Raw genomic sequence first — 25,263 nt, forward strand, 5'->3', positions numbered from 1 at the left:
ACAGAGTAGCTGTGGGTGCGGCACTGTCTGGCTTATGACTTATTCAGCTTTGAAGCCGGGCTTGCCGTTTGCTTTACGCCATTCTTTGATTTCTTCCAGTGCGCCCCTTGGACTATCTTCTCGGCCATTTATTGGGCGAGTTAGAACCATGCGCTGACGAGGGTGTTCAGTTATTTTCTCAAAGTGTCGCATACGCTCAGATGAGTAAACGCTATACGCATCACCTGACAGCCCGGTCGTGTTTTTATAAAAGCCTTCTAAGAAGGCTAGAAATTCGGCTTCCGTATAATCTTCCAGCTTGTCTTTAAGGATCATTGTTGTATACCACTTTTGTGCAGTTCTATATGTGCTTTTGGGGTCAGGACAGTCAAGTTGTCCACATCATACACCGCGCCTTCGTCAGCAATTTTTTGCTTATGATGTATCTCATATTTTTCTCTGCCACCGACATTGTCATTTAGATCGGTAAAAGGTGCTGCGCCACTTCGCATCTCTTCAAGATCAACGTTACCAAACTGCTGGCTCAGCGAGCTATCCGATGCAATCGCCCTCCAAAATTTTTCCCTGAATCTGTCAAAATTCCTGAAATCCTGACCACGTAATTTATCCGCAATCTGTGCGGGGACAGGGGAGCCACTTGATAGTGTCGCGCCACCCAACCAATTTTCGCCGACCTCTTGCCCCCTGCCTGTAGCCGTGCCTGGTTCATAGCGCGGGCCGCTGCGAGTGGCCATCATGTAGATGGATTCGATCCCCGACGCGATGGGAAACGTCAGGATGTAGTCATACGGGTCGGCTATTTCACAGGCAGGGAGCTCGTCCAGCCGACCTTCAATTTGCGTAACGCGGGCTCCCGGAAAAATTCTGGTTCCAGGATCGGTTGCGGGTAATTCGGTTGTGGCGGGGATGTCGTCTCCGGGAGGCGCTTTGGGTGTCCAGGTCAGCGTTATCGGGAATGAGTCTTCGGTCGTGAAGGTGTAAAGATTGTCTGCGCGATTAAACTTCGCTTGTCTGACTCTGATCGATTGACTTGGCTCGGATGAGCGTAAAAAGAATCGTATGTGCTCTCCCTGAACCGATGACACGACGCGGAAAGGGAGCCAGTTCGCATCAACCGGGCCAGGAACTGTTACACCTTCATTGTTTTGGACTAGTAGCGAGACGGGGATAGTCAGAAGCAAAGGATTGCGCTGCAGTTCGCCGTTTCCCAGTGTCGGCGTATAAAACACCGAGGCAAGAAACGTAATGACGGGCCCACCGGACAACGCCCCGCGTAGGGCTCCGAGAGTATCGACAGCCTTACCTAACGAAAATGGCGAACCTTCAAACCCCGCGATCATTCCGTCAGAGCTGATCACCAAGGGGCGGACGGATGCAATCGCCCCAGTGATCGTGGGCATCTCTGTCTTTGCATCGGCCTTGATCTGGCGTGTTAGCCCGCTGATTTCTTTTTGTATGTCCTTAATCGCTCTCCAGCGTCTTTTCCGTCTTTGAAAGTTGTAGAAGTCTTTGAATGCGCGCTCGGCTTTTGATGCTTCGACATGTGCCGCGTACAGCTTTTGATGGTTGTCCTTTATCCACCGAATTTTTTCGCTTAAGTTTTCTGGCTGATGTGCCCTTAGCTGGCTAAGTAAAGCATCGAACCGGTCCGCAACTTCAGACGCGGCCCTGTGTGCTCTCTGCTCTTTAAAAAGCTTCTCCGCTTCACGATGCCTGGTTTGCTCCTGTGCTGCTTGTTCGGCAGCCGCACGCGCCGCCTCCGCACGCGCTGCTTGTTCAGCCGCCGATCGTGCCGTTGCGGCCTGTTGAACTGCCGCTTGCTGCGCCGCATGTTGTCGAGCCTGCACAGCGGCGTAAGAGGCATCAAGCTGTAGAGAGCGGTGGGTAAGAATGCGAATAGACTCGGCATACAGTCTGACCGAATAGCCGGCGGTGTATGATTTTTTCCACTGCCTGTGGACTTCGCCAGGGGCCTTCTCGTTTCCAATTAAGTGCGTGTTGAATGTGTTTATATATTCTTGGGTCGATTTATTGTGGGGATCACTGCCATAGAAGTTGTTGGCTTGAACGAGGTTGCGTTGCAGGCTCTCGTTTTTCAGTTGAATCATCCGGGTTAGAGTGTTCTTCTCACGCTCAATAGTGGGAAGGTCAGACGGCGGGTCGGCTTCAGTACTCGTCACTCCGTTATTGATAAGTTCGGAGTTTGTCGTGGCTGGAGTTTCAAGAAGTTTTTGATGATATTCGCTATCTAACGTGGTTCGGACCTTAAGTGTTTGCTGTGCGGTTGCAGCGTTTAATCTATATCCCGGCCTCGCGCCACCATAGCCGCCGCCTTCCATGCCGTTAAAGTTTTGCTCTCTGTCAGAAATGACAATGGGGGTGTGGATCGTTAGTTTTCCAGGTGTCCAGTCTTGGTTGCTCATACAGTTACTCCTTGTCTGTATGGCAGGAAACTATCGTGATTTAATAAAGTGAGTGCGGTATATAGTTACCGCCAAATGATTCAATAAATATGCGGTCACTTCCCCGAGATATAAAAAGGCCGGAACCGCCTGCGGTTCTGGCCTCGGGAGGCTTCCGTCTCAGCGCACCTGCACCACAACCTTGCCCACAGCCTTGCGCTGCCCAAGGTCATTGATCGCCTGCGCCGCATTGCTCAGCGGATACACCTGCGACACCAGCGGTTTCAACTTGCCCTCGGCGAACCAGCCGAACAATTGTTGAAAGTTCGCCGCGTTGTCCTGCGGCTGGCGTTGGGCGAAGGAACCCCAGAACACGCCAAGCACCGCCGCGCCCTTCAGCAACGCGAGGTTGACCGGCAGCTCGGGGATGCGCCCGCTGGCGAAGCCGACCACCAGTAGGCGGCCGTTCCAGGCGATGGCGCGGATGGCTTGATCGAACAGATCGCCGCCGACTGGATCGTAAATCACGTCGGCGCCCTGGCCATCGGTCAGGCGCTTGATTTCATCCTTGAGGCTGGCTTCGCTGTAGTTGATCAGTTCGTCAGCGCCGGCAGCCTTGGCCACCGCGAGTTTCTCGGCGCTGCTGGCGGCGGCGATGACGCGGGCGCCCATGGCTTTGCCGATTTCCACGGCAGCCAGGCCGACACCGCCGGATGCACCGAGCACCAGCAGGGTTTCGCCCGGTTGCAGGTTGGCGCGTTGCTTGAGCGCGTGCATCGAAGTGCCGTAGGTCATGCTGAATGCGGCGGCAATGTTGAAGTCCATCGACGGCGGAATCGGCAGGACGTTATAGCCCGGCACCGCGACCTGTTCAGCGAAACTGCCCCAGCCGGTCAGAGCCATGACGCGGTCGCCGACCTTGAGGTGGCTGACCTTTTCGCCGACTTCGCGAACCACGCCTGCCGCTTCGCCACCCGGCGAGAACGGGAAGGGCGGCTTGAATTGGTATTTGCCCTCGATGATCAGCGTATCCGGGAAGTTGACCCCGGCGGCGTGCACGTCCAGCAGGATTTCATTCTTCTTCGGGGCGGGGCTGGCGACCTCTTCCAGCACCAGCGATTCGGCAGGGCCGAAGGCTTTGCACAGCACGGCTTTCATCAGGGCTATTCCTTTGGGAGTGATGGCCGATAAGTGTAGGTGTGTCAGTCAACGGGTCAACGAGCATGCCCGACCCTGATAGTCAGCCATAAGCTTGTGCTTGCGCGGCGGGTCGTTATGCTAGGCCGCAAACCGGATAAGGAGCGAATTGTGAAAGCGTGGATCATGTTGTTGCTGGCCCTGTCTCTGCCTGTGGCAGCGCTGGCCGAAGAGGCCAAAGAAGGCGAGGCGCCGAAGGTCAACTACATCACCCTGAGCCCGCCGTTTGTGGGCAATTACGGGCTGGACGGCACGCCGAAGCTCAAGGTTTACAAGGCTGACGTGGCGTTGCGTGTGACGGGCGAGGAAGCGACCAAACTGGTCAAGGCCAACGAGCCGCTGATCCGTAATCAACTGGTGGCGTTGTTTACCCAGCAGTCGACCGAGGCGATGAGCAGCATCGAGGGCAAAGAAAAACTGCGTCAGGAAGCGTTGAAGCAGACGCAGCAAGTGATGAATGACGAAACCGGCAAGCCGGTGGTTGAGGATCTGTTGTTCAACAACCTGATCATTCAATAAGCCATCCGTTGTCCGGGCGGGCCCCATCGCTGGCAAGCCAGCTCCCACAGGTTTTTCGGGTGGTCACAAATTATGTGTTCACTGAAAATCCCTGTGGGAGCTGGCTTGCCAGCGATTGCATTTTGGCAGGCGCCAAATGAATCAGGGTTTAAGCGCAAGCACCGCCGCCCACTGCTCTGGTGTGACCGGCATCACTGACAACCGCGAGCCCTTCTGCACCAGTGGCATCTCGGCCAGCGCCGTCTGCTGCTTCAGATAGTCCAGCTTCAACACCCGCGCAAACGTCTCGACGTGCTCAACGTCAATCGCGCTCCACGCATTCTTCTCCGGCGTAGCCTTCGGATCGAAGTAATGACTTTCCGGCTCCAGTGCGGTGGGATCCGGGTACGCGGCTTCGATTATTTTGCCAATCCCGGCAATTCCTGGCTCCGGGCAGCTGGAATGGTAGAAAAAGAACCCATCCCCCACCGCCATCGCCCGCAGGAAGTTGCGCGCCTGATAGTTACGAACGCCGTCCCAGCGCGCTTTGCCGAGCTTTTCCAGACCTTTGATCGAGAGTTCGTCGGGCTCGGACTTCATCAGCCAATAGGCCATGGTTTTTGCTCCTGAAACGGTCATTGGGCAGGTTGTCGGGCAATTTTATGACAAACCGACGGTCGGTTGACGTCAGCGTTTGCGCAGCGGTTCACGTTGCCGCAAAATGCCGGCCTTTAAAGCTTGACGCTGCTGCACGGCCTACAAACGGAAACCGCTGCTGTCATCGTGATGATGTGCCTTGAGGGGGGCAATCGATGAAACGCAAACCGGATTTACTATGGACTTTGGTAATTTTGTTTGGCTTGGGCGTTGTGACCACCGGTTACGCGCAGAGCCTGTGGACGACCAAGGCCGACGCACCGATCGAAGTTGCGCAACAGGTTCAACAGTCGACAGCCTTCAAGCGCTGAAACTGATCTTTCGACGCCGCTGATCTGCGCGGCGTCCTATCCCGCGAAATACCGCGCCTTGTCGCTGACCGTGCCTTGTAACGGCACATCCCAACTCGCTTGCGCCAAGCGTTCGACCTTCTGACACTCATGGGCCAGCCCCAGCAGCGTCGGCTTGCGCCAGCTTTTACGGCGCGCCAGATACGCCAGGCTGCGATCGTAAAAACCGCCGCCCATGCCCAGTCGCCCGCCGACATCGTCAAACCCCACCAACGGCAACAACACCAGATCCAGCGCCCAGACTTTGCGTTGCCGGGCCAGATTGGCCCGAGGTTCGAGAATGCGGAAACGATTGGGTTTGAGTTTCTCGCCGGGACGAATGCGCTGGAAGACCATCTTGGTTCGCGGCCAGGCACTCAGCACCGGCAGATAAGTCGACTTGCCCCGACGCTGCGCTTCACGCAGCAACAGACGCGGATCAATTTCACCGTCGGTGGGCAGGTACAGAGAGATATGTTTGGCCCGGCGAAAGTGCGGGTCTTGCGCCAGTTGCCGGTAGAGGCCTTTGGCGGCCTGGCGTTGCTCGCTTTTGCTCAGCGAGCGGCGCGCCTTGCGCAGCAGGCGGCGGAGTTGCGGGCGGGGCAGCAGCGCGGGTTCGGTCATGGTTCGGCTTCGGCAGGTTGGACGAAAACGTACGCATAAAAAATCCGATGGCGGTTTTCACCGACATCGGATTCGAATCAGGCTCCCCGGATGAACCGCTGTCAACTTAGCCCTTGAACCCGAAAGTTCAAGGTGGAAGATGCAGTAGACTTTAAGGCTTTCCGTCTAGCGGACATGCACACCAGCCCAACGTGCAACTTCCAGGGTAGTGCGAATCGGCTCAGGGACATCGTCAACTGGCAAGCACCCCAGGGAGTGCCGCGAGTATACCGCAAGCGGCCAGTCGAATCAGCCCTTGGTGTTGGTCTGATCGTCGGCGAGTACCAGATCGACACGATCGAGCAAGTCGCGCACCTGTTCACGGGTCGAACCGCTGGCCTGGATGTCCGGGCGCTCTTCTTTGTGCAAGAGGTCGTGGGTGATGTTCAGCGCGGCCATCACGGCGATGCGATCGGCGCCGATGACTTTGCCGCTGCTGCGGATCTCGCGCATCTTGCCATCGAGGTAGCGCGCGGCGCTGACCAGATTGCTGCGTTCTTCCTGCGGGCAGATGATCGAATATTCTTTATCGAGGATCTGCACGGTGACGCTATTGCTTGAACTCATGAGTCTTGCTCCAGGGCCTTGAGGCGCGAAATCATCGATTCGACCTTACGCCGGGCGATTTCGTTTTTTTCAATGAGGTGAGCGCGTTCCTCGCGCCAGGTCTTTTCCTGAGCTAGTAAGAGTGCGTTTTGACTCTTTAGTTGCTCGACTCGACCAATCAACAGTTCGAGTCTGGCCATCAGCGCTTGCAGGTCGGTGTCTTCCATTGTGTCCACTGGGTCGGAGTCTGTCTGATGGGATAGCTGGCGGACAGCCTTTAATAGTCTTGGCGAGTCTGTCGATGTAGGATACAAGGCCTTCATTCTAGACATAGCGCCGTCTGGCGCCTAGCTGCCCATGACCATTGCGAATTCCCCGTACCAAGCCTTTGCCACCCTGCTGACCTCCAGCGGCCACAACGTCTCGCCTGCCGAACTGCATGGCGTGCTGCTCGGACGCAGCTGCGCCGGTGCCGGCTTCGATAACGAAGGCTGGTTGATCGACGCCGCCGAACTGCTCGATGGCGATATCCAGGACAACGTCCGCAACGCCCTGATCGGCCTGCAAGAGATGGTCAAAGGCGAGCTGACTGGCGACGACGTCACCGTTGTCCTGCTGCTGCCCACCGATGACGCACCGCTGGCTGACCGCGCCGCTGCACTGGGCGAGTGGTGCCAGGGCTTCCTCAGCGGTTTCGGCCTGAACTGCCGCGACAGCAGCATGCTCAGCACTGAAGCCACCGAAGTGTTGCAGGATCTGGCCGCCATTTCCCAGGTGCAAGATGCACTGGAAGAATCCGAAGACGGCGAAACCGATTACATGGAAGTCATGGAGTACCTGCGCGTCGCGCCGCTGCTGCTGTTCTCGGAAACCAAGAAAACCGACGTGCCGCCAGCCGCCAAACCGTCGCTGCATTAATCGCGTGCCAGGGAAAGCCATCTGCCCATGACCCATATCCCCAAAGCGGAATACAGCCGTCGCCGCAAGGCCCTGATGGCGCAGATGGAACCCAACAGCATCGCGATCCTGCCCGCCGCGGCGGTGGCGATTCGCAACCGCGACGTCGAGCACGTCTACCGTCAGGACAGCGACTTCCAGTACCTCAGCGGATTTCCCGAGCCGCAAGCTGTCATCGTCCTGATGCCCGGCCGCGAGCACGGCGAGTACGTGCTGTTCTGCCGTGAACGCAACGCCGAACGCGAATTGTGGGACGGCCTGCGCGCAGGGCAGGAAGGCGCGATCCGCGACTTCGGTGCCGACGACGCTTTCCCGATCACCGACATCGACGACATCCTCCCGGGCCTGATCGAAGGCCGCGACCGGGTGTATTCGGCGATGGGCAGCAACCCCGAATTCGACCGTCACTTGATGGACTGGATCAACGTGATCCGCTCCAAAGCGCACCTTGGCGCCCAGCCACCGAACGAATTCGTTGCGCTGGATCATCTGCTCCACGACATGCGCCTGTATAAATCGGCGGCGGAAGTGAAGGTCATGCGCGAAGCCGCACGGATCTCGGCGCAAGCCCACATCCGCGCGATGCAGGCCAGTCGGGCCGGGCTCCACGAGTACAGCCTCGAAGCCGAACTCGACTACGAATTCCGCAAGGGCGGGGCGAAAATGCCCGCTTACGGTTCGATCGTCGCCGCCGGACGCAACAGCTGCATCCTGCATTACCAGCAGAATGACGCGTTGCTCAAGGACGGCGATCTGGTGTTGATTGACGCCGGTTGCGAGATTGATTGCTACGCCAGCGACATCACTCGTACCTGGCCGGTCAACGGCAAGTTTTCGCCCGAGCAGAAAGCGATCTACGAATTGGTGCTGGCCTCGCAGGAAGCCGCGTTCGCCGAAATCGCTCCGAACAAGCATTGGAATCAGGCGCACGAAGCCACGGTTCGGGTGATCACCACGGGGCTGGTGAAACTCGGTTTGTTGCAGGGCGCGGTCGACGAGTTGATCGCCAGCGAAGCCTATAAAGCCTTTTACATGCACCGCGCCGGTCACTGGCTGGGCATGGATGTTCATGACGTCGGCGAGTACAAGGTCGGCGGCGAATGGCGCGTGCTCGAAGTCGGCATGGCGCTGACCGTGGAGCCGGGCATCTACATTGCCCCGGACAATCAAAACGTCGCGAAGAAATGGCGCGGCATTGGCGTGCGCATCGAGGACGACGTGGTCGTGACCAAGACTGGCTGTGAAATCCTCACCACCGGCGTACCGAAAAGCGTCGCTGAAATCGAAGCGCTGATGGCGCAAGCAAGGACACACGCGGCATGAGTCGAGTCAATCTGGCAATCATCGGTGGCGGTCTGGTCGGCGCCAGTCTGGCGTTGGCCTTGCAGGCCGGGGCCAAGGCGCGCGGCTGGAAGATCGTGCTGATCGAGCCGTTCGCCCCCGGCGACAGTTGGCAGCCAAGCTACGACGCACGTTCGTCGGCGCTGTCTTTCGGCTCGCGGCAGATTTATCAACGCTTGGGCGTATGGCAGGAAATCTCCCGCCGCGCCGAGCCGATCAAACAGATTCACGTCTCCGACCGTGGTCGTTTCTCCACCGCGCGTTTGTCGGCGATGGAAGAGGGCGTGCCGGCACTCGGTTATGTGGTGGAAAACGCCTGGCTCGGCCAGTGCCTGTGGCAGCACGTCGATAAGGACGTGATCAGCTGGCGTTGCCCGGCAGAAGTCACGCGCATGGAACCGCTGCCCGACGGCTATCGCCTGACCCTTAACGATGAAACCACGCTGGAATGCGACCTCGCGGTGCTCGCGGATGGCGGTCGCTCCGGGCTGCGCGAACAGTTGGGCATCAACGTGCGCAAGCGTCCGTACAACCAGAGCGCGCTGATCGCCAACATCACCCCGAGCGAAGCGCATAACGGCATGGCTTTCGAGCGCTTCACCGACGAAGGGCCGATGGCGCTGCTGCCGCTGCCGGAAAACCGCTGCGCCCTAGTCTGGACGCGTCTGGGCATGGACGCGCAACGTCTGGCCGATTTGAGTGAACGCGATTTCCTCAGCGAATTGCAGGGCGTGTTCGGTTACCGCCTCGGCACGTTGAAACAGGTCGGCGCGCGGCATTTATATCCGTTGACGCTGGTCGAGGCCGAAGAGCAAGTGCGCTCGCATCTGGCCGTGCTCGGCAATGCGGCGCACAGCCTGCACCCGATAGCCGGGCAGGGTTTCAACCTGTCGCTGCGGGATGCCGATGCACTGGCCGCCGCTTTGCTGGCCAGCGACAAACCGCTGGGCGATTTCGCCACCTTGCAGGCGTATCGCGAGCGTCAGCGTCTCGATCAGGATCTCACCGTCGGTTTCTCCGATCAGGTCACGCGCCTGTTCGGCAGCACGCAGCCGCTGGTTTCGCTGGGGCGCAACATCGGCTTGCTCGGTCTCGATCTGTTGCCACCGGCCAAGCGCTGGTTTGCGCGTCAGGCCATGGGGTTGGGGACGCGTCCGGATGCTTAAGTGGTTGACGAATAAATTCGGCAAGGCGCGGTTGATGCGCTGGATCATGACCTTCTACCCGCCGTACCTCGGCGCCGGTGTGCGCGTTCGCCATATCAGCGATGACTTCCGCGACGTTCAAGTATCGATGGGCCTTGGCTGGTACAACCGCAATTACGTCGGCACGCAGTTTGGCGGCAGTTTGTATTCGATGGTCGATCCGTTCTTCATGCTGATGCTCATGGAAAACCTCGGTTCGAAGTACATCGTCTGGGACAAGGCTGCCGACATCGATTTCATCGCGCCGGGCAAAGGCCCGGTGTTTGCCCGGTTCAGCATCGACGAGACACTGCTCGGCGAGATCCGCCGGCAGACCGCCAATGGCGAGAAATACCTGCCGCAGTTGCAGGTCGACATTCATGACGGCGCCGGCAACCTTGTCGCGCGCGTCGGTAAAACCCTTTATGTGCGGCTAAAGCCGCAAGCGAGACAGGCTTAAAGCATGGACATGCGCGCAGATCTGCTGATTGTCGGAGCCGGAATGGTCGGCAGCGCCCTGGCGTTGGCGTTGCAGGACAGCGGGCTGGAAGTGCTGCTGCTCGACGGCAGCCCGCTGAGCGTCAAACCGTTCGATGCCGACGCGGCGTTTGAACCGCGAGTGAGCGCGCTGTCAGCGGCGAGCCAGCGGATTCTCGAACGCCTTGGCGTGTGGGACGGCATCGCCGCACGGCGCAGCAGCCCGTACACCGACATGCACGTGTGGGACGGCAGCGGCACCGGGCAGATTCATTTCTCGGCGAGCAGCGTACACGCCGAGGTGCTCGGGCATATCGTCGAAAACCGCGTGGTGCAGGACGCCTTGCTCGACCGTTTGCACGATTGCGATCTGGGTATGTTGGCCAATGCGCGACTGGAACAGATGCGTCGTTCCGGTGATGACTGGCTGCTGACGCTGGCCGATGGTCGTCAGTTACGCGCGCCGCTGGTGATTGCCGCTGACGGCGCCAACTCGGCGGTTCGTCGTCTCACCGGGATGGCCACTCGTGAATGGGATTACATGCATCACGCCATCGTCACCAGCGTGCGCAGCAGCCAGCCGCACCAGTCGACCGCGTGGCAGCGTTTTACCGATCACGGGCCGCTGGCGTTTTTGCCGCTGGAGCGTGACGGGCAGCAGGATTGGTGTTCGATCGTCTGGTCGACCACGCCGAGCGAAGCCGAGCGCTTGATGGCGCTGGATGAAGCGGATTTCTGCCGTGAGCTGGAGCGCGCCTTTGAAGGGCGTCTGGGCGAAGTGATCAGTGCTGATCCGCGATTGTGCGTGCCGCTGCGTCAGCGCCATGCCAAGCGTTATGTGGCTGAAGGCCTGGCGCTGATCGGCGATGCGGCGCACACCATTCACCCGTTGGCGGGGCAAGGTGTGAACCTCGGTTTCCTTGATGCGGCGGTGCTGGCGGAAGTGCTGTTGCAGGCGGCAGAGCGCGGTGAGCGTCTGGCGGATGTGAAAGTGCTGAGCCGTTACGAGCGTCGGCGCATGCCGCATAACCTCGCGCTGATGGCGGCGATGGAAGGGTTTGAGCGGTTGTTTCAGGCCGATCCGTTGCCGGTGCGCTGGTTGCGCAATGCCGGGTTGAAGCTGGTGGAGCAGATGCCCGAGGCGAAAGCGCTGTTTGTGCGTGAAGCCCTCGGATTGACCGGTGATCTCCCGGCCTTGGCCAAGGCCTGACACTTCATTGAGGTTGATGGCCTCATCGCGAGCAGGCTCACTCCTACAGTGGGGGGGCAATCATGCAACATCTGGTAACTCCTTCAAAAAGAGTTCGATTGAGGTGGTAAATGTGAGTCCTTATCATTTGGCCCACATTTCCCGACCGAGAGACCACTCCCATGTTGGCACCCAAGCGTCTTCTGACCGCACTGGCCCTGACCCTGATCGGTAGCACCACGGCCCAGGCCGCTGATGAGGTGGTGGTTTACTCGTCGCGCATCGATGAGCTGATCAAACCGGTCTTCGATGCCTACACCGCCAAGACCGGGGTGAAGATCAAGTTCATCACCGACAAGGAAGCGCCGTTGATGCAGCGCATCAAGGCCGAAGGTGAAAACGCCACCGCCGACCTGCTGCTCACCGTTGATGCCGGCAATCTCTGGCAGGCCGAGCAGATGGGCATCCTCCAGCCGTTCACTTCGAAAACCATCGACGCCAACATTCCGCTGCAATATCGCTCGTCCACTCACGCCTGGACTGGCCTGAGCCTGCGCGCACGCACCATCGCCTATTCCACCGAACGGGTGAAGCCGGGCGAACTGACGACTTATGAAGCACTGGCCGACAAGAACTGGGAAGGGCGCCTGTGCCTGCGCACGGCGAAGAAGGTCTACAACCAGTCGCTGACCGCGACCATGATCGAAGTTCACGGCGCGGCGAAGACTGAGGAAATCCTCAAGGGCTGGGTGAATAACCTGTCCACCGACGTGTTCTCCGATGACGTTGCAGTGCTGGAGGCAATCAATGCCGGCCAGTGTGACGTCGGCATCGTCAACACTTACTACTACGGTCGCCTGCACAAGCAGAAGCCGGAGCTGCCGGTGAAACTGTTCTGGCCTAATCAGGCGGATCGCGGCGTGCATGTGAACCTGTCGGGCATCGGCCTGACCAAACATGCGCCGCACCCGGAAGCCGCCAAGGCTTTGGTTGAGTGGATGACCACGCCGGAGGCGCAGAAGATTTTTGCTGACGTGAACCAGGAGTTCCCGGCCAACCCGGCGGTCGCGCCTTCGGAAGAAGTGGCGGCGTGGGGCAAGTTCATTGCTGATACGTTGCCGGTGGAAGTGGCGGGCAAGCGTCAGGCTGAAGCGATCCGGATGATGGATCGGGCGGGTTGGAACTGAGTCTGCTGCTGTAAAGATCAAAAGATCGCAGCCTTCGGCAGCTCCTACAGGGTGATCACATTTCCCAATGTAGGAGCTGCCGGAGGCTGCGATCTTTTCGCTTTCTTCCTTACACTCCACGATTTCCCCGCGAGACCTTTGAAGTGGCCCACCCCGCCCAACGCCGCTGGTACCCCATCGTCTTCGCCATCGCCGCGCTGGTGCTGCTGCCCCTGAGCGTTCTGCTGCTGTCCTGGCAGACCATCGACCAACAAATCTGGTCGCACCTGTGGCAAACCCAGATGCCACGCCTGCTCGGCAACACCCTGACGCTGGTACTCGGCGTCGGTGTCGGCGTGACCCTGCTCGGCGTCAGCCTGGCGTGGCTCACCAGCCTCTGCGAATTCCCCGGGCGGCGCTGGCTCGACTGGGCGCTGATGCTGCCCTTCGCCATTCCCGCGTACGTGCTGGCCTTCGTCTTCGTCGGCCTGCTCGACTTCGCCGGCCCCGTGCAAACCCTGCTGCGCGAATGGTTCGGCACAGGCCTGCGCCTGCCGCGAGTGCGCTCCACCGGCGGGGTGATCATCGTGTTGGTGCTGGTCTTCTATCCCTACGTTTACCTGCTGGCCCGCACCGCGTTTCTCGCGCAGGGCAAAGGCCTGATGGAAGCGGCGCGGGTGCTTGGTCAATCACCGTGGCAGGCCTTCTGGCGGGTGGCGTTACCGATGGCGCGCCCGGCGATCGGTGCCGGCGTGGCGCTGGCGTTGATGGAAACCCTCGCCGATTTCGGTGCGGTGTCGGTGTTCAACTTCGACACCTTCACCACGGCGATCTACAAAACCTGGTACGGCTTCTTCAGCCTGTCGAGCGCAGCGCAACTGGCGAGTCTGTTGCTGCTGGTGGTGATGCTGGTGCTGTACGGCGAACGTCGCGCGCGCGGCGCCAACCGCGCGAGCAACGAGCGGCCTCGGGTGAAAGCGCTGTATCACTTGCGCGGATTCAAGGCGCTTGCGGCGATGAGCTGGTGCGGACTGGTCTTCGCGTGCGCCTTCGTGATTCCGATGCTGCAACTGATCGTCTGGTTCTGGCAGCGCGGGCGTTTCGATCTGGATGAGCGCTACGCCGGGCTGATCCTGCACACCCTCTATCTAGGTGGCATGGCCGCGTTGATCACCGTCAGCGTTGCGTTGCTGCTGGCCTTCGCCCGGCGATTGGCGCCGACGCCGGCGATCAACTCCGGCGTTGGTCTGGCCAATCTCGGTTACGCCTTGCCGGGTTCGGTGTTGGCGGTGTCGATCATGCTGGCGTTCAGTTATCTGGATCGCGAGCTGGTGATTCCGCTTTCCGGCTGGCTCGGTGGCGCCGGTAAACCGTTGCTGCTTGGCAGTCTGGCAGCATTGTTGATGGCGTATCTGGTGCGCTTTATCGCAGTCGCTTACGGCCCGCTGGAAAACAGTCTGGCGCGTATACGGCCGTCTTTGCCCGAAGCGGCACGTAGCCTCGGTGTCAGTGGGCCGCGACTGTTTTTCAAAGTGTATCTGCCACTTTTGTTGCCCGGCACATTGAGTGCGGCGTTGCTGGTGTTCGTCGATGTGCTCAAGGAAATGCCCGCGACCCTGCTGATGCGCCCGTTTGGCTGGGACACGCTGGCGGTGCGGATCTTTGAAATGACCAGCGAAGGCGAATGGGCGCGGGCGTCGTTGCCGGCGCTGACCCTGGTTCTGGTCGGACTGTTGCCGGTCATTGGTCTGATCCGCCGCTCGGCGCACCGAAACACTTAGTCGTCAGTCCTCAATCATGCGGCTACAATGCGCGGCATTCGGTACGGTTCGTCTGACAGACCCGTTCGCTGGAATCGGCTGAGAGCCTTATATTTCAAGGCTTTCGTCCGTGCAGCGGCGGTCCGCACCTTCGCCACGCCCGGAAGGAGAAACCCATGGGACAGCGTACGCCTCTGTATGACCTGCATCTCGCCCTCGGCGCGAAGATGGTCGATTTTGGCGGTTGGGACATGCCACTGCATTACGGCTCGCAGGTCGAGGAACACCACGAGGTGCGCCGCGATTGCGGGGTGTTCGATGTATCCCACATGACCGTGATCGATGTCACCGGCCCCCAGGCCAAGGCCTGGCTGCAGCATTTGCTGGCCAATGACGTCGAGCGCCTGCACCGCCCCGGCCGTGCGTTGTACAGCACCATGCTCAACGAGCGCGGCGGCATCGTTGACGACATGATCGTCTACCGCCTCGACGATGCGTATCGTCTGGTGTTCAACGCCTCCACCCGCGATCAGGATCTGGCCTGGATGAACGCGCAGCTCGGCGATTACGACGTGCAACTGCACGAGCGCTCCGAGCTGGCGATGCTCGCTATTCAGGGCCCGCAGGCCCGGCAGAAGATTGCCGAACTGGTGACCCAGTCACGCGCCACGCTGATCCAGCACCTGAAACCCTTTGAAGGCTACACCGACGGCGACTGGTTCATCGCCCGCACCGGTTACACCGGTGAAGATGGCCTGGAAATCTGCCTGCCAGCCAATCAGGCGCCGGGTTTCTTCAACGACCTGGTCGGTGCCGGCATTTCCCCGATCGGCCTCGGTGCCCGCGACACCCTGCGGGTTGAAGCCGGGATGAACCTCTACGGTCAGGACATTCATCAGGACGTATCCCCGCTGGCCTCGAACATGGCCTGGAGCATTGCCTGGGAGCCGGCCTCGCGCCAGTTCATCGGCCGCGCCGCGCTGGAGGCGGAAAAAACCGCCGGCGTTGCACATAAACTGGTCGGCCTGGTGCTGGAAGAACGCGGTGTTTTGCGTGCTCATCAAGTGGTTCGTATCGCCGATGTTGGCGAAGGAGAGATCACCAGTGGTAGTTTCTCCCCTACGCTAAGCAAATCGATTGCCCTGGCGCGTGTTCCGATGGCCACTGCCGACCGCGCCGAAGTGGAAATCCGTGGCAAGTGGTACCCGGTACGGGTGGTCAAACCGACCTTCGTACGCCATGGCAAAACTTTGATCTAACCTTTTTTGGCGGGCATGACCGCTGACCCAATTCCGAGGACACCGAAGATGAGCAATATCCCCGCTGAACTGCGTTTTGCCGAAAGTCATGAATGGGCACGTCTGGAAGCTGACGGCACCGTCACCGTGGGCATCAGCGATCACGCGCAGGAAGCGCTGGGCGATGTGGTGTTCGTCGAGCTGACCGAAGTGGGCAAAGTCTTCGCCGCTGAAGATCAGGCTGGCGTCGTTGAATCGGTGAAAGCCGCCTCCGACATCTATTCGCCGATCAGCGGTGAAGTCATCGCGATCAACGAAGAGCTGAGCGGCTCCCCGGAACTGCTGAACTCCGACCCGTACGGTGCCTGGATCTTCAAGCTCAAGCCAAGCGACAAGGCCGAGCTGGACAAGCTGCTCGACGCTGCTGCTTACAAGGCTGCCATCGGCGAGTAAGTTGCCTGCAACACCCCAAAGCCCCGACTTGTCGGGGCTTTTTTTTCAGGATCAAAAGATCGCAGCCTGCGGCAGCTCCTACAGGGAGATGCGTTTCCAATGTAGGAGCTGCCGCAGGCCGCGATCTTTTGATCTTCAAGGGCACTGCTATGCTGGTTTGACCGTGTTGCATTGACGCCGAGCGCCAGCCAAGAGAGAGCCCGTCATGTCCCAGTTGCCGTCCCTGAGCCAGTTACGCGATCCCGATGCCTTCCTGCGCCGCCACCTCGGCCCGGATGCCGCCGAGCAACAGGCGATGCTCGACAGCCTCGGCCTCGGCAGCCGCGCCGAACTGATCGAACAGACCGTGCCGCCGGGCATTCGCTTCAATCGCGCACTGGATCTGCCGCCCGCCCTCGATGAACAAGCGGCGCTGGCCAGACTGCGCGGTTATGCCGAGCAGAACCAGGTCTGGACCAGCCTGATCGGCATGGGCTACCACGGCACCCTGACGCCGACGGTCATCCTGCGCAATGTGCTGGAAAATCCCGGTTGGTACACCGCTTACACGCCGTATCAACCGGAGATCGCCCAGGGCCGGCTCGAAGCGCTGCTGAATTTCCAGCAACTGACCATCGACCTCACCGGCCTCGAATTGGCCAACGCCTCGCTGCTCGATGAAGCGACGGCAGCGGCGGAAGCCATGGCCTTGGCCAAGCGTGTGGCGAAGTCGAAGAGCAATCTGTTTTTCGTCGACGAGAACTGTCACCCGCAAACCATTTCCGTGGTGCAGACTCGCGCCGAAGGGTTTGGCTTCGAGGTGATCGTCGACGCTGTGGATAACTTGAAGCAGCACCAGGTGTTCGGCGCGCTGCTGCAGTATCCCGACACCCATGGCGAGATTCGCGATCTGCGGCCATTGATCGATCATCTGCATGCGCAACAGGCGCTGGCCTGCGTCGCGACGGATTTGTTGAGCCTGTTGTTGCTGACGCCACCGGGCGAACTGGGCGCTGATGTGGTGTTCGGCTCGTCTCAGCGTTTTGGTGTGCCGATGGGTTATGGCGGCCCGCATGCAGCATTTTTTGCCAGTCGCGAGGAATACAAACGGGCGATTCCCGGGCGGATCATCGGTGTGTCGAAGGACGCTCGCGGCAACGTGGCGCTGCGCATGGCGTTGCAAACCCGCGAGCAACATATTCGCCGCGAGAAGGCCAATTCGAACATCTGCACCGCGCAGGTATTGTTGGCCAATATCGCCAGTTTCTATGCGGTCTATCACGGCCCGGAAGGCTTGAAGCGCATCGCTCAGCGCACGCATCGGTTGACCTGCATTCTGGCGGCGGGGCTTGAGCGGCATGGGCTGAAACGCCTCAACGCGCAATTTTTCGACACGTTGACGCTGGACGTCGGCGGCGCACAAACCGCGATCATCGAGAGTGCCCAGGCTGTGCAGATCAACCTGAGGATTCTCGGCCGTGGGCGGGTAGGCCTGAGTCTCGACGAGACCTGCGATGAAAATACCGTTGCCAAACTGTTCGATGTATTGCTCGGAGCTGACCACGGCTTGACCGTCGACGATCTTGACGCCGAGGCACTGCCCTCCGGCATCCCCGACAACCTTCAGCGCACAACGCCGTACCTGCGCCATCCGGTGTTCAACGCGCATCACAGCGAAACCGAGATGCTGCGCTATCTCAAGCAACTGGAGAACAAGGATCTGGCGCTCAATCAGTCGATGATCCCGCTGGGCTCCTGCACCATGAAACTCAATGCCACCAGCGAGATGATCCCGATTACCTGGCCTCAGTTCGCCAACCTGCATCCGTTCGTGCCGCGCGAGCAGGCCGTCGGTTACACGCTGATGATCGAAGAGCTGGAACGCTGGTTGTGTGCGATCACCGGCTTCGATGCGATCTGCATGCAGCCCAATTCCGGTGCGCAGGGTGAATACGCGGGGTTGCTGGCGATTCGTAAATATCATGAGAGCCGGCAGCAGGGTGCGCGGGATATTTGCCTGATTCCATCCTCAGCTCACGGTACCAATCCGGCATCGGCGCAGATGGCCGGGATGCGTGTGGTCATCGTCGAATGCGACGAAGCGGGTAACGTTGATCTGGAGGATCTGAAGTCGAAAGCGGCGGAGGCTGGGGATAAATTGTCCTGTCTGATGGCGACCTATCCGTCGACCCATGGCGTGTACGAGGAGGGCATCAGCGAGATCTGCGAAGTGATCCACCGGCACGGCGGTCAGGTGTACATGGACGGCGCCAACCTCAATGCGCAGGTCGGGCTGGCGCGGCCGGCGGACATTGGCGCCGACGTGTCGCACATGAATTTGCACAAAACCTTCTGCATTCCCCATGGTGGCGGCGGGCCGGGCATGGGGCCGATCGGCATTCGTGCGCATCTGGCGCCGTTCGTTGCCAATCACCCGGTGGTGCCGATCGACGGGCCGCTGGCGCAGAACGGCGCGGTCAGTGCGGCGCCGTGGGGCAGTGCGAGCATTTTGCCGATCAGCTGGATGTACATCGCCATGATGGGCCCGCAATTGGCGGACGCCAGTGAAGTGGCGATTCTTGCGGCAAATTATCTGGCACAGCATTTATCCGGCGCGTTTCCCGTGCTGTACACCGGGCGCAACGGGCGGGTGGCGCACGAATGCATTCTCGATTTGCGGCCGTTGAAGGCGCAGACCGGGATCAGCGAAGAGGACGTTGCCAAACGTCTGATGGATTACGGTTTCCATGCGCCGACCATGTCATTCCCGGTGCCGGGGACCTTGATGGTCGAACCGACCGAGAGCGAGTCGAAGGCTGAGCTGGATCGGTTTATCGGAGCAATGTTGAGCATTCGTGCGGAAATCACCGAGGTGCAGAACGGCAATTGGCCGGCCGAGGACAACCCGCTGAAACGGGCGCCGCATACTTTGGCTGATGTCACCGGCGTGTGGGAACGGCCATACAGTATCGAACAAGGCATCACCCCGGATGCACACACCAAGGCGCATAAATATTGGCCGGCGGTGAATCGGGTCGATAACGTTTACGGTGACCGCAACCTGTTTTGCGCCTGCGTCCCGGTGGACGATTACCGCTGAAGATCAAAAGATCGCAGCCTGCGGCAGCTCCTACATGGGAACGCATTCACATGTAGGAGCTGCCGCAGGCTGCGATCTTTTGCTTTTGAGTTACTCGGAAGCTACAGCGTTCTTCGCCAGAATCGCGTTGGCCAATTCCATATCAGTCGCCTGCAGGCCCGGATTGTCGGCGCGGACTTTCTGCATGGCCGCTTCCAGATACGGCCCGCGAATCCCGCCGTCACTGGCAACGAAGCTGCCGGCATCGTCCTGCGCGGCGATGATCAGCTTGTGATCCTTGAAGGTCAGGTAGGTCGAACCGGTGGTCGCACCGGACGAAATGACGTTACGCCAAAAGCTGTCCGCCATGGCCGAACCAACGGGAAGGGACAGCAAGGCCAAGGTGGCGACAGCAAGTTTGAGACGCATGATGAGATGACTCCTGGGGGTTAACTACGGCGTTGGATTGCCAATCCCCTGATCCAGTTCCGTGAGGGGCTATTTCAGCTCACTCTGTGGCGTCACCCGCAGCACTTCCTCAACGGTTGTCAGCCCTGCCGCAACCTTCTGCGCGCCGGACAGACGCAAGCTGCGCATGCCTTCCTTGAACGCCTGGCGGCGGATCGCCGCGAGATCGGTGTCCGGGGTGATGAACGCCTTGAGGCTGTCGCTCAGTTGCATGATTTCGTAAACCCCGGCGCGGCCGTGATAACCGGTGTCGCGACATTCGACGCAGCCGATCGCGCGCTGCGCATTGCCCGGCAGCGGCGCTTGCCACGGGCGGGTCAGGGTTTGCCAGTCTTCTTCCTCCAGCGTCAGCGGCGCCTTGCAGTGCGGACACAAGGTGCGCACCAGACGCTGGGCCATGACCCCGAGCACGGTGGCTTTGATCAAGTAATGCGGCACGCCGAGTTCGAGCAGACGGCTGACCGCGCTAGGCGCGTCGTTGGTGTGCAGCGTCGACAGCACCAAGTGCCCGGTCAGCGCCGCTTGAATGGCCATTTCGGCGGTTTCCAGATCGCGGATCTCGCCGATCATGATGATGTCCGGGTCTTGCCGCATCAGCGCACGCACCCCGGCGGCGAAGCTCAGGTCGATGTTGTGCTGCACCTGCATCTGGTTGAACGCCGGCTCGACCATTTCGATCGGGTCTTCGATGGTGCAGAGGTTCACTTCCGGCGTCGCCAGTTTTTTCAGCGTGGTGTACAGCGTGGTGGTCTTGCCCGAACCAGTCGGCCCGGTGACCAGAATGATGCCGTTGGGCTGGCGGGTCATTTCCTGCCAACGCCGCAGATCGTCGGCGCTGAAACCCAGTTGATCAAAGTCCTTGAGCAGCACTTCCGGATCAAAAATCCGCATGACCATTTTCTCGCCGAACGCGGTGGGCAGCGTCGACAGGCGCAACTCGACTTCGCCGCCCTCCGGGGTCTTGGTCTTGACCCGGCCGTCCTGCGGTTTGCGCTTTTCGGCGACGTTCATCCGCCCCAGGCTTTTCAGGCGACTGACGATCGCCATGGTCACCTGCGGCGGGAATTGATAGACGTTGTGCAGCACGCCGTCGATGCGAAAACGCACCGTGCCTTGCTCGCGACGCGGTTCGATGTGGATATCGCTGGCGCGCTGCTGGAAGGCGTACTGGAACAGCCAGTCGACGATGTTGACGATGTGCGCGTCGTTGGCGTCCGGCTCCTGATCGCTGGCACCGAGATTGAGCAGTTGTTCGAAATTGCCGAGGTTGCCGCCCTGGGCGTCAGCATTGCTGGCGCCGCTGACAGATTTGGCCAGCCGGAAAAACTCGACGCTGAAGCGCTGGATGTCCGCCGGGTTGGCCATCACCCGTTTGATCGGCAACTTCAGCACGTGAGTCAGGTCAGCCTCCCAACCGGTGACGTAAGGCTGAGCGCTGGCCACGGTTACCGCATCACGGTCGACGGCCACAGCGAGAATTTTGTGCCGTTGCGCAAAAGCGTAAGACATCAGCGGCGTGATCGCGGCGACGTTGATCTTCAACGGGTCGATGCGCAAATACGGCTGGCCGGCCTGTTGCGCCAGCCACAGGGTCAGGCTCTCCAGGTCGAGGTGTTTGCCCGGGCGACTGAGGTCGTCGAGTTGCTGGCTGGCGATGAATTCCAGCGGATGCATCTGGCCATTCGCGGCGTGGCGACGGCGCGCATTCAGCGCCTGCTCCGCCGCGTCCTGGCCGATAAAGCCTTGGGCGACCAGTTCACGCAATACATCATTGAGTTCCAGCCAGCGGTCCTGAGTGGCGAGTTGAACGGACATGCGGGCTTCCTTTTAAGCGACAGTGCGCCAAAGGATAGTCGCGGCCCGGCAGACCGTTGGGCCACTACCCGACGAAGCCGTTGCCGGATTTGTCAGCCGGCCGCTTGCGTCCGCGCATCCCAAGCGCTGTCGGCGTTTTGCAAATCCACCGAGCAGACGCTGATCAGGTTACGAAGTTTTTCCGCGATCACTTGCGCGCGATGCCAACTGAGGCCGCCCATGACGAGTTCGATCGACAGCAGATCGTCCATGCGCTGCACGTTGACTTGCTCAGGCGTGAGAAATTGCAGGGCGAACAAATTCAGCACCCGCACCAGCAAATCCGGCTCGGCCTCGGCGAGGATTTGATATTGCGCCAGGCAATGGGCGTTGCTGACGTTCCAGACGTCGGCGCGGGTGGGCGTGGTGGTGACGGCTTCGAGGTGGGGCATGACGAGTCTCCAAAATCTCTGGAGGAATTTTTACATTCGGTGCGGGGTATTTCTTGGCTATGATCGGCGTTATTGGCGAATGATCGAAAGGATCAATTCGCAGAAGAGTCAATTAGAGGTTTATCTATGCACAGTGAGCTGGACGGCTACGACCGCAAGATTCTCGCCCTGCTGCAAGAGGACGCTTCACTGTCTAGCGCGCAGATCGCCGAGCAGGTCGGCCTGTCGCAATCGCCGTGCTGGCGGCGGATTCAGCGGATGAAAGAGGAGGGAATCATTCGTGGCCAGGTGACCTTGCTTGATCGCAAGAAGATTGGCCTCAACACGCAAATCTTTGCCGAGATCAAACTCAACGCGCACGGGCGTTCGAACTTCACTGAATTCACCGAGGCGATTCGGGAGTTTCCTGAGGTGCTGGAATGTTATGTGCTGATGGGCGCGGTGGATTTTCTGTTGCGCATTGTCGCGGCGGACATTGAGGCGTATGAGCGGTTCTTCTTCGAAAAACTGTCGCTGGTGCCGGGGATACAGGAAGTGAATTCGATTGTGGCGCTGTCGGAGATCAAATCCACCACGAGTTTGCCTGTCTTGCGATAAAGCAAAAGATCGCAGCCTGCGGCAGCTCCTACATGGGGCGGGTGTACACCCTGTAGGAGCTGCCGAAGGCTGCGATCTTTTAGCGGTGTTACATGCGCAGCAGCATTTTCCACGCACGATTCTGGTAAACCGCAATCGCCTGCTGCTTGCGTGCATCGAGCAGTTCGTCAGTGATCGTCGGCTCGTTGGCCAGTTGTGCCAGTTTGTTCAGTTCGCCGTACAGGCGATCCATTTCCGCGATGTCCAGCACGTTGCGGGCGTGGTGCAGCCAGACCTGAATGCGTTCGATGCGCGGCAGTTGCTCAGCCAGATCTTCCGGCTGCTGCTGATAACGCTGCAATTGCAGAGCCGTGGCTTCTTCGCCCAAGGTGCGCGGCAACCAGCTGTGCAATTGCGCGCCGCCCTGACGATTGCCACGCACGTTACGCTCGGCGGTCCAGGTGCGAGCCAGCAACCAGCGCGAAGTGTTCAGCGAGAACAGGCCCCAGCGTGGGTCTTCGAGTTCTTCGAGGAACTGCTCCGGTGCGGCTTTGCGCACGTCTTCGTCTTCGATACCGGCTTGCACCAGCGGACGCCAGTCTTCCAGCAACGCATCCAGGGCAACGCGCAAGTCGTGAGTCGACTGACGCGGTGCGGCCTGGCCGAGGCTGCTGAGCAGGGCGCGCATTTCGGCAAGGTTCTCGACCCAGTCGAGCAACAGGCGCCAGTGGCCGTTGAAACGGTACTGTTCCGCCAGACGCTGGCTGCTGCCGAGCAAGTGCCAGCTCAGTGCGGCAAACGCGTCGTCGAGTTGAGTCTCCGGGGTCAGTTCCGGTGCCGGCAGGCTCAGCGAGTAGCTGTTGGCGTCGTACAAACGATAGCCGCGCTCAGCCTTGCTGATGTCGCACGGCATCAATGCCAGGGTTTCGGCCAGTTCGGCAGCCAGTTCCAGCAGCGCGGCAGGCTCGCCTTCGCGCAGTTCCAGTTCCAGTTCGCAGATTTCTTCTTTCTGTTTGCCGACCACAACGTGGCCGAGATCCAGCGCGGCCTCGATGACCACTTTGGATTTGCCACGGCCCCAGGCGATTTCGGCGCGCTCGCGGACGAAATCGGTGGTGAAGATCGGCTTGAGGGTTTTCTTGTCCAGCTCGGCCAGCGACTCGGGCCAGCATTCGCCGTCGAGTTTCTTCACGTCGAGCTTGGCTTTCGGCAACTTCCAGTCGTATTCGTTACGCTCGGACAGACCGGCGACGCTCTGGCCACGGGTCTTGAGGGTCTGAATCACTTCGTCACCGTCCTTGCGCAGGCGCAGGGCGACTTTGGCCTGAGCCAGATCGCGCTCGGGGGTGTCGAAGTACTGGTTCATCAACTCACGGCGTTCCCAGCCACTTTTGTTGCGTTTTTTCAGTAACGGGTGCTCGCGCAGGGCAGCGAGGGTTTCGCGGCTGACGCGGAGTTTGATTTCGGTTTCTTTCTGCATGGCCGGAAAATCCAGGATCGGGAGCGCAGCCGGGGAATATGTGGCTGCCAAGGCCGTGCAGTGTACAGGACTCAAACTTCCTACGCCCTGCGACGGTTTATTCCGAGCGCCGGATGGTTCTATGATGGACCTCAATTCGGGAGTTGGAGTCAGCGATGCCTTTGCCATCCATGCAAGACCAGTTCGCGGCGCTGATCGCCGCGCCATCGGTCAGCTGTACCCAACCGAGCCTCGATCAATCCAACCGGGCGGTGATCGATTTGCTCGCTGGCTGGCTGGGCGATCTGGGTTTCAGCTGCGACATCCAGCAGGTCAGCCCCGGCAAATTCAATCTGCTCGCCAGTTTTGGCAGCGGCCCCGGCGGGCTGGTGCTGGCCGGGCACAGCGACACGGTGCCGTACGACGATGCGTTGTGGCAGACCGATCCGCTGAAGCTCACCGAAGTCGATGGCCGCTGGGTCGGCCTCGGCAGTTGCGACATGAAGGGCTTTTTCGCGTTGATCATCGAAGCGGTGCAGCCGCTGCTCGATCAGCCGTTCAAGCAGCCGTTGTTGATCCTCGCCACCTGCGATGAAGAAAGCTCGATGTCCGGCGCCCGCGCTCTGGCCGAGGCCGGGCGTCCATTGGGCCGCGCAGCGGTGATCGGCGAGCCGACCGGGCTCAAGCCGATCCGCATGCACAAAGGCATCATGATGGAGCGCATCGATATCCTCGGGCAGAGCGGCCATTCGTCGGATCCGCGCCTGGGCCACAGCGCCCTTGAGGCGATGCACGATGCGATCGGCGAACTGCGTGGTCTGCGCCTGTTGTGGCAGCGTGAATTCAACAACCCGCAGTTCAGCGTGCCGCAACCAACGATGAACTTCGGTTGCATCCATGGCGGCGACAACCCCAACCGTATCTGCGGCCAGTGTTCGCTGGAATTCGACCTGCGGCCATTGCCGGGCATGGACCCGAAGGTCCTGCGCGCGGAGATTCTGCGCAAGCTCAACCCGGTGGCCGAGCGGCATCAGGTGAAGATTGATTACAAACCATTGTTCCCGGAAGTGCCGTCGTTCGAGCAGGCTGAAGACGCCGAACTGGTACGCATCGCCGAAAAGCTTACCGGCCACCGCGCCGAAGCAGTGGCGTTCGGCACCGAAGCGCCTTATCTTCAGCGCCTCGGTTGCGAAACCATCGTCCTCGGCCCCGGCGACATCGCCTGTGCGCATCAGCCCGGCGAGTACCTTGAAATGTCACGTTTGCAGCCTACGGTGCATCTATTACGGCAACTGATTGAACATTACTGCCTGAACAATTGAACGCCTCCCTTGTAGGAGCTGCCGCAGGCTGCGATCTTTTGATCTTGGTTTCAAGAGCAAAAGATCGCAGCCTGCGG

At 60.0% G+C, this 25,263-nt stretch carries 25 protein-coding genes and 1 other RNA gene; 14 read left to right on the forward strand and 12 right to left on the reverse strand.

Annotated features, from left to right (window positions below; translation table 11 throughout):
- Positions 1–39: 39 nt before the first annotated feature.
- From PMI37_RS12880 to PMI37_RS12890, 3 genes are all read right to left on the reverse strand, one after another.
- The gene (locus PMI37_RS12880) at positions 40–315 is read right to left on the reverse strand and encodes a bacteriocin immunity protein (RefSeq protein ID WP_008081421.1); all 276 of its coding nucleotides are present in this window, start codon (positions 313–315) and stop codon (positions 40–42) included.
- Positions 312–2,423: an S-type pyocin domain-containing protein gene (locus PMI37_RS12885; RefSeq protein ID WP_008081423.1), complete on the reverse strand. Its 2,112-nt coding sequence runs from the start codon at positions 2,421–2,423 to the stop codon at positions 312–314. Before PMI37_RS12885 ends, PMI37_RS12880 begins: the two co-directional genes overlap by 4 nt.
- Before the next feature lie 159 nt (positions 2,424–2,582).
- Positions 2,583–3,560 (reverse strand): NADPH:quinone oxidoreductase family protein, encoded by a 978-nt coding sequence (locus tag PMI37_RS12890; protein WP_008081424.1) that lies wholly within the window; start codon positions 3,558–3,560, stop codon positions 2,583–2,585.
- Positions 3,561–3,710: 150 nt separating this feature from the next.
- On the opposite strand from PMI37_RS12890, the gene PMI37_RS12895 reads away from it, so the two are divergent.
- Positions 3,711–4,118, forward strand: a complete 408-nt coding sequence (locus tag PMI37_RS12895) for a flagellar basal body-associated protein FliL (protein ID WP_045123128.1) — start codon at positions 3,711–3,713, stop codon at positions 4,116–4,118.
- Between the two features lie 141 nt (positions 4,119–4,259).
- On the opposite strand, the gene PMI37_RS12900 is transcribed toward PMI37_RS12895, so the two are convergent.
- Positions 4,260–4,712 (reverse strand): EVE domain-containing protein, encoded by a 453-nt coding sequence (locus PMI37_RS12900; RefSeq protein ID WP_008081428.1) that lies wholly within the window; start codon positions 4,710–4,712, stop codon positions 4,260–4,262.
- A gap of 197 nt (positions 4,713–4,909) precedes the next feature.
- Between PMI37_RS12900 and PMI37_RS32035 the strand changes: the two genes are divergently transcribed.
- Positions 4,910–5,065 (forward strand): hypothetical protein, encoded by a 156-nt coding sequence (locus tag PMI37_RS32035; RefSeq protein ID WP_008081430.1) that lies wholly within the window; start codon positions 4,910–4,912, stop codon positions 5,063–5,065.
- Positions 5,066–5,101: 36 nt separating this feature from the next.
- Here PMI37_RS32035 and PMI37_RS12905 read toward each other — a convergent pair whose 3' ends face one another.
- The 4 genes from PMI37_RS12905 to PMI37_RS12915 all read right to left on the reverse strand — a co-directional run bounded on the left by PMI37_RS12905 (position 5,102) and on the right by PMI37_RS12915 (position 6,519).
- Complete coding sequence (locus PMI37_RS12905) at positions 5,102–5,707, reverse strand: 5-formyltetrahydrofolate cyclo-ligase (protein ID WP_008081432.1); 606 nt, start codon at positions 5,705–5,707, stop codon at positions 5,102–5,104.
- Between the two features lie 79 nt (positions 5,708–5,786).
- Positions 5,787–5,965, reverse strand: a non-coding RNA gene (ssrS, locus tag PMI37_RS31265) — 6S RNA.
- A 30-nt stretch (positions 5,966–5,995) separates the two neighbouring features.
- The gene (locus PMI37_RS12910; RefSeq protein ID WP_008081434.1) at positions 5,996–6,313 is read right to left on the reverse strand and encodes a cell division protein ZapA; all 318 of its coding nucleotides are present in this window, start codon (positions 6,311–6,313) and stop codon (positions 5,996–5,998) included.
- Positions 6,310–6,519: a TIGR02449 family protein gene (locus PMI37_RS12915; protein ID WP_007911197.1), complete on the reverse strand. Its 210-nt coding sequence runs from the start codon at positions 6,517–6,519 to the stop codon at positions 6,310–6,312. Before PMI37_RS12915 ends, PMI37_RS12910 begins: the two co-directional genes overlap by 4 nt.
- 130 nt (positions 6,520–6,649) lie before the next feature.
- Between PMI37_RS12915 and PMI37_RS12920 the strand changes: the two genes are divergently transcribed.
- From PMI37_RS12920 to gcvP, 10 genes are all read left to right on the forward strand, one after another.
- Positions 6,650–7,210 (forward strand): YecA/YgfB family protein, encoded by a 561-nt coding sequence (locus tag PMI37_RS12920; RefSeq protein WP_008081436.1) that lies wholly within the window; start codon positions 6,650–6,652, stop codon positions 7,208–7,210.
- A gap of 27 nt (positions 7,211–7,237) precedes the next feature.
- Positions 7,238–8,572 carry a Xaa-Pro aminopeptidase gene (pepP, locus tag PMI37_RS12925; RefSeq protein ID WP_008081437.1) on the forward strand — a complete coding sequence of 445 codons (1,335 nt, stop codon included), beginning with the start codon at positions 7,238–7,240 and terminating at the stop codon, positions 8,570–8,572.
- On the forward strand, positions 8,569–9,756 hold the full coding sequence (gene ubiH, locus PMI37_RS12930; protein ID WP_008081438.1) for a 2-octaprenyl-6-methoxyphenyl hydroxylase: 1,188 nt from the start codon (positions 8,569–8,571) through the stop codon (positions 9,754–9,756). The genes pepP and ubiH overlap by 4 nt, the downstream gene beginning before the upstream one ends.
- Positions 9,749–10,234 (forward strand): DUF4442 domain-containing protein, encoded by a 486-nt coding sequence (locus PMI37_RS12935; RefSeq protein ID WP_008081439.1) that lies wholly within the window; start codon positions 9,749–9,751, stop codon positions 10,232–10,234. Before ubiH ends, PMI37_RS12935 begins: the two co-directional genes overlap by 8 nt.
- Positions 10,235–10,243: 9 nt before the next feature.
- Entirely contained in the window at positions 10,244–11,461 is a 1,218-nt protein-coding gene (locus PMI37_RS12940; protein ID WP_177323313.1) for a 2-octaprenyl-3-methyl-6-methoxy-1,4-benzoquinol hydroxylase, read from the forward strand.
- Between the two features lie 161 nt (positions 11,462–11,622).
- A complete protein-coding gene (locus PMI37_RS12945; protein ID WP_008081441.1) occupies positions 11,623–12,627 on the forward strand; it encodes an extracellular solute-binding protein in 1,005 nt (334 codons plus the stop codon).
- A 143-nt stretch (positions 12,628–12,770) separates the two neighbouring features.
- Positions 12,771–14,387, forward strand: a complete 1,617-nt coding sequence (locus PMI37_RS12950; RefSeq protein WP_008081442.1) for an ABC transporter permease — start codon at positions 12,771–12,773, stop codon at positions 14,385–14,387.
- A 155-nt stretch (positions 14,388–14,542) separates the two neighbouring features.
- Entirely contained in the window at positions 14,543–15,625 is a 1,083-nt protein-coding gene (gcvT, locus tag PMI37_RS12955) for a glycine cleavage system aminomethyltransferase GcvT (protein WP_008081457.1), read from the forward strand.
- A 48-nt stretch (positions 15,626–15,673) separates the two neighbouring features.
- Positions 15,674–16,057, forward strand: coding sequence for a glycine cleavage system protein GcvH (gcvH, locus tag PMI37_RS12960; RefSeq protein WP_008081459.1), 384 nt, complete (start codon positions 15,674–15,676; stop codon positions 16,055–16,057).
- A gap of 205 nt (positions 16,058–16,262) precedes the next feature.
- Positions 16,263–19,136: an aminomethyl-transferring glycine dehydrogenase gene (gene gcvP / locus PMI37_RS12965; RefSeq protein ID WP_008081460.1), complete on the forward strand. Its 2,874-nt coding sequence runs from the start codon at positions 16,263–16,265 to the stop codon at positions 19,134–19,136.
- Between the two features lie 90 nt (positions 19,137–19,226).
- Here the strand turns inward: gcvP and PMI37_RS12970 are convergent, their stop codons facing one another.
- From PMI37_RS12970 to PMI37_RS12980, 3 genes are all read right to left on the reverse strand, one after another.
- Complete coding sequence (locus PMI37_RS12970; RefSeq protein ID WP_171057234.1) at positions 19,227–19,547, reverse strand: DUF2388 domain-containing protein; 321 nt, start codon at positions 19,545–19,547, stop codon at positions 19,227–19,229.
- Between the two features lie 66 nt (positions 19,548–19,613).
- On the reverse strand, positions 19,614–21,398 hold the full coding sequence (locus PMI37_RS12975) for a GspE/PulE family protein (protein WP_008081462.1): 1,785 nt from the start codon (positions 21,396–21,398) through the stop codon (positions 19,614–19,616).
- A 92-nt stretch (positions 21,399–21,490) separates the two neighbouring features.
- Positions 21,491–21,829: a hypothetical protein gene (locus PMI37_RS12980; RefSeq protein WP_008081463.1), complete on the reverse strand. Its 339-nt coding sequence runs from the start codon at positions 21,827–21,829 to the stop codon at positions 21,491–21,493.
- Positions 21,830–21,955: 126 nt separating this feature from the next.
- On the opposite strand from PMI37_RS12980, the gene PMI37_RS12985 reads away from it, so the two are divergent.
- The gene (locus PMI37_RS12985; protein WP_008081464.1) at positions 21,956–22,426 is read left to right on the forward strand and encodes an Lrp/AsnC family transcriptional regulator; all 471 of its coding nucleotides are present in this window, start codon (positions 21,956–21,958) and stop codon (positions 22,424–22,426) included.
- Positions 22,427–22,514: 88 nt separating this feature from the next.
- Here PMI37_RS12985 and PMI37_RS12990 read toward each other — a convergent pair whose 3' ends face one another.
- On the reverse strand, positions 22,515–23,885 hold the full coding sequence (locus PMI37_RS12990; protein ID WP_008081465.1) for a CYTH domain-containing protein: 1,371 nt from the start codon (positions 23,883–23,885) through the stop codon (positions 22,515–22,517).
- A gap of 155 nt (positions 23,886–24,040) precedes the next feature.
- On the opposite strand from PMI37_RS12990, the gene argE reads away from it, so the two are divergent.
- The gene (gene argE / locus PMI37_RS12995; protein ID WP_008081466.1) at positions 24,041–25,186 is read left to right on the forward strand and encodes an acetylornithine deacetylase; all 1,146 of its coding nucleotides are present in this window, start codon (positions 24,041–24,043) and stop codon (positions 25,184–25,186) included.
- Positions 25,187–25,263: the final 77 nt, after the last annotated feature.

Origin of the sequence: Pseudomonas sp. GM80 (assembly GCF_000282515.1) — a bacterium.
Lineage (GTDB): Bacteria > Pseudomonadota > Gammaproteobacteria > Pseudomonadales > Pseudomonadaceae > Aquipseudomonas.

Bases quoted from the DNA above. Each gene is read 5' to 3' on its own strand.
- PMI37_RS12880 (WP_008081421.1), bottom strand. From the start codon at position 315: ATGATCCTTAAAGACAAGCTGGAAGATTATACGGAAGCCGAATTTCTA.
- PMI37_RS12885 (WP_008081423.1), bottom strand. From the start codon at position 2,423: ATGAGCAACCAAGACTGGACACCTGGAAAACTAACGATCCACACCCCC.
- PMI37_RS12890 (WP_008081424.1), bottom strand. From the start codon at position 3,560: ATGAAAGCCGTGCTGTGCAAAGCCTTCGGCCCTGCCGAATCGCTGGTG.
- PMI37_RS12900 (WP_008081428.1), bottom strand. From the start codon at position 4,712: ATGGCCTATTGGCTGATGAAGTCCGAGCCCGACGAACTCTCGATCAAA.
- PMI37_RS32035 (WP_008081430.1), top strand. From the start codon at position 4,910: ATGAAACGCAAACCGGATTTACTATGGACTTTGGTAATTTTGTTTGGC.
- PMI37_RS12905 (WP_008081432.1), bottom strand. From the start codon at position 5,707: ATGACCGAACCCGCGCTGCTGCCCCGCCCGCAACTCCGCCGCCTGCTG.
- PMI37_RS12910 (WP_008081434.1), bottom strand. From the start codon at position 6,313: ATGAGTTCAAGCAATAGCGTCACCGTGCAGATCCTCGATAAAGAATAT.
- PMI37_RS12915 (WP_007911197.1), bottom strand. From the start codon at position 6,519: ATGGAAGACACCGACCTGCAAGCGCTGATGGCCAGACTCGAACTGTTG.
- PMI37_RS12920 (WP_008081436.1), top strand. From the start codon at position 6,650: ATGACCATTGCGAATTCCCCGTACCAAGCCTTTGCCACCCTGCTGACC.
- pepP (WP_008081437.1), top strand. From the start codon at position 7,238: ATGACCCATATCCCCAAAGCGGAATACAGCCGTCGCCGCAAGGCCCTG.
- ubiH (WP_008081438.1), top strand. From the start codon at position 8,569: ATGAGTCGAGTCAATCTGGCAATCATCGGTGGCGGTCTGGTCGGCGCC.
- PMI37_RS12935 (WP_008081439.1), top strand. From the start codon at position 9,749: ATGCTTAAGTGGTTGACGAATAAATTCGGCAAGGCGCGGTTGATGCGC.
- PMI37_RS12940 (WP_177323313.1), top strand. From the start codon at position 10,244: ATGCGCGCAGATCTGCTGATTGTCGGAGCCGGAATGGTCGGCAGCGCC.
- PMI37_RS12945 (WP_008081441.1), top strand. From the start codon at position 11,623: ATGTTGGCACCCAAGCGTCTTCTGACCGCACTGGCCCTGACCCTGATC.
- gcvT (WP_008081457.1), top strand. From the start codon at position 14,543: ATGGGACAGCGTACGCCTCTGTATGACCTGCATCTCGCCCTCGGCGCG.
- gcvH (WP_008081459.1), top strand. From the start codon at position 15,674: ATGAGCAATATCCCCGCTGAACTGCGTTTTGCCGAAAGTCATGAATGG.
- gcvP (WP_008081460.1), top strand. From the start codon at position 16,263: ATGTCCCAGTTGCCGTCCCTGAGCCAGTTACGCGATCCCGATGCCTTC.
- PMI37_RS12975 (WP_008081462.1), bottom strand. From the start codon at position 21,398: ATGTCCGTTCAACTCGCCACTCAGGACCGCTGGCTGGAACTCAATGAT.
- PMI37_RS12980 (WP_008081463.1), bottom strand. From the start codon at position 21,829: ATGCCCCACCTCGAAGCCGTCACCACCACGCCCACCCGCGCCGACGTC.
- PMI37_RS12985 (WP_008081464.1), top strand. From the start codon at position 21,956: ATGCACAGTGAGCTGGACGGCTACGACCGCAAGATTCTCGCCCTGCTG.
- PMI37_RS12990 (WP_008081465.1), bottom strand. From the start codon at position 23,885: ATGCAGAAAGAAACCGAAATCAAACTCCGCGTCAGCCGCGAAACCCTC.
- argE (WP_008081466.1), top strand. From the start codon at position 24,041: ATGCCTTTGCCATCCATGCAAGACCAGTTCGCGGCGCTGATCGCCGCG.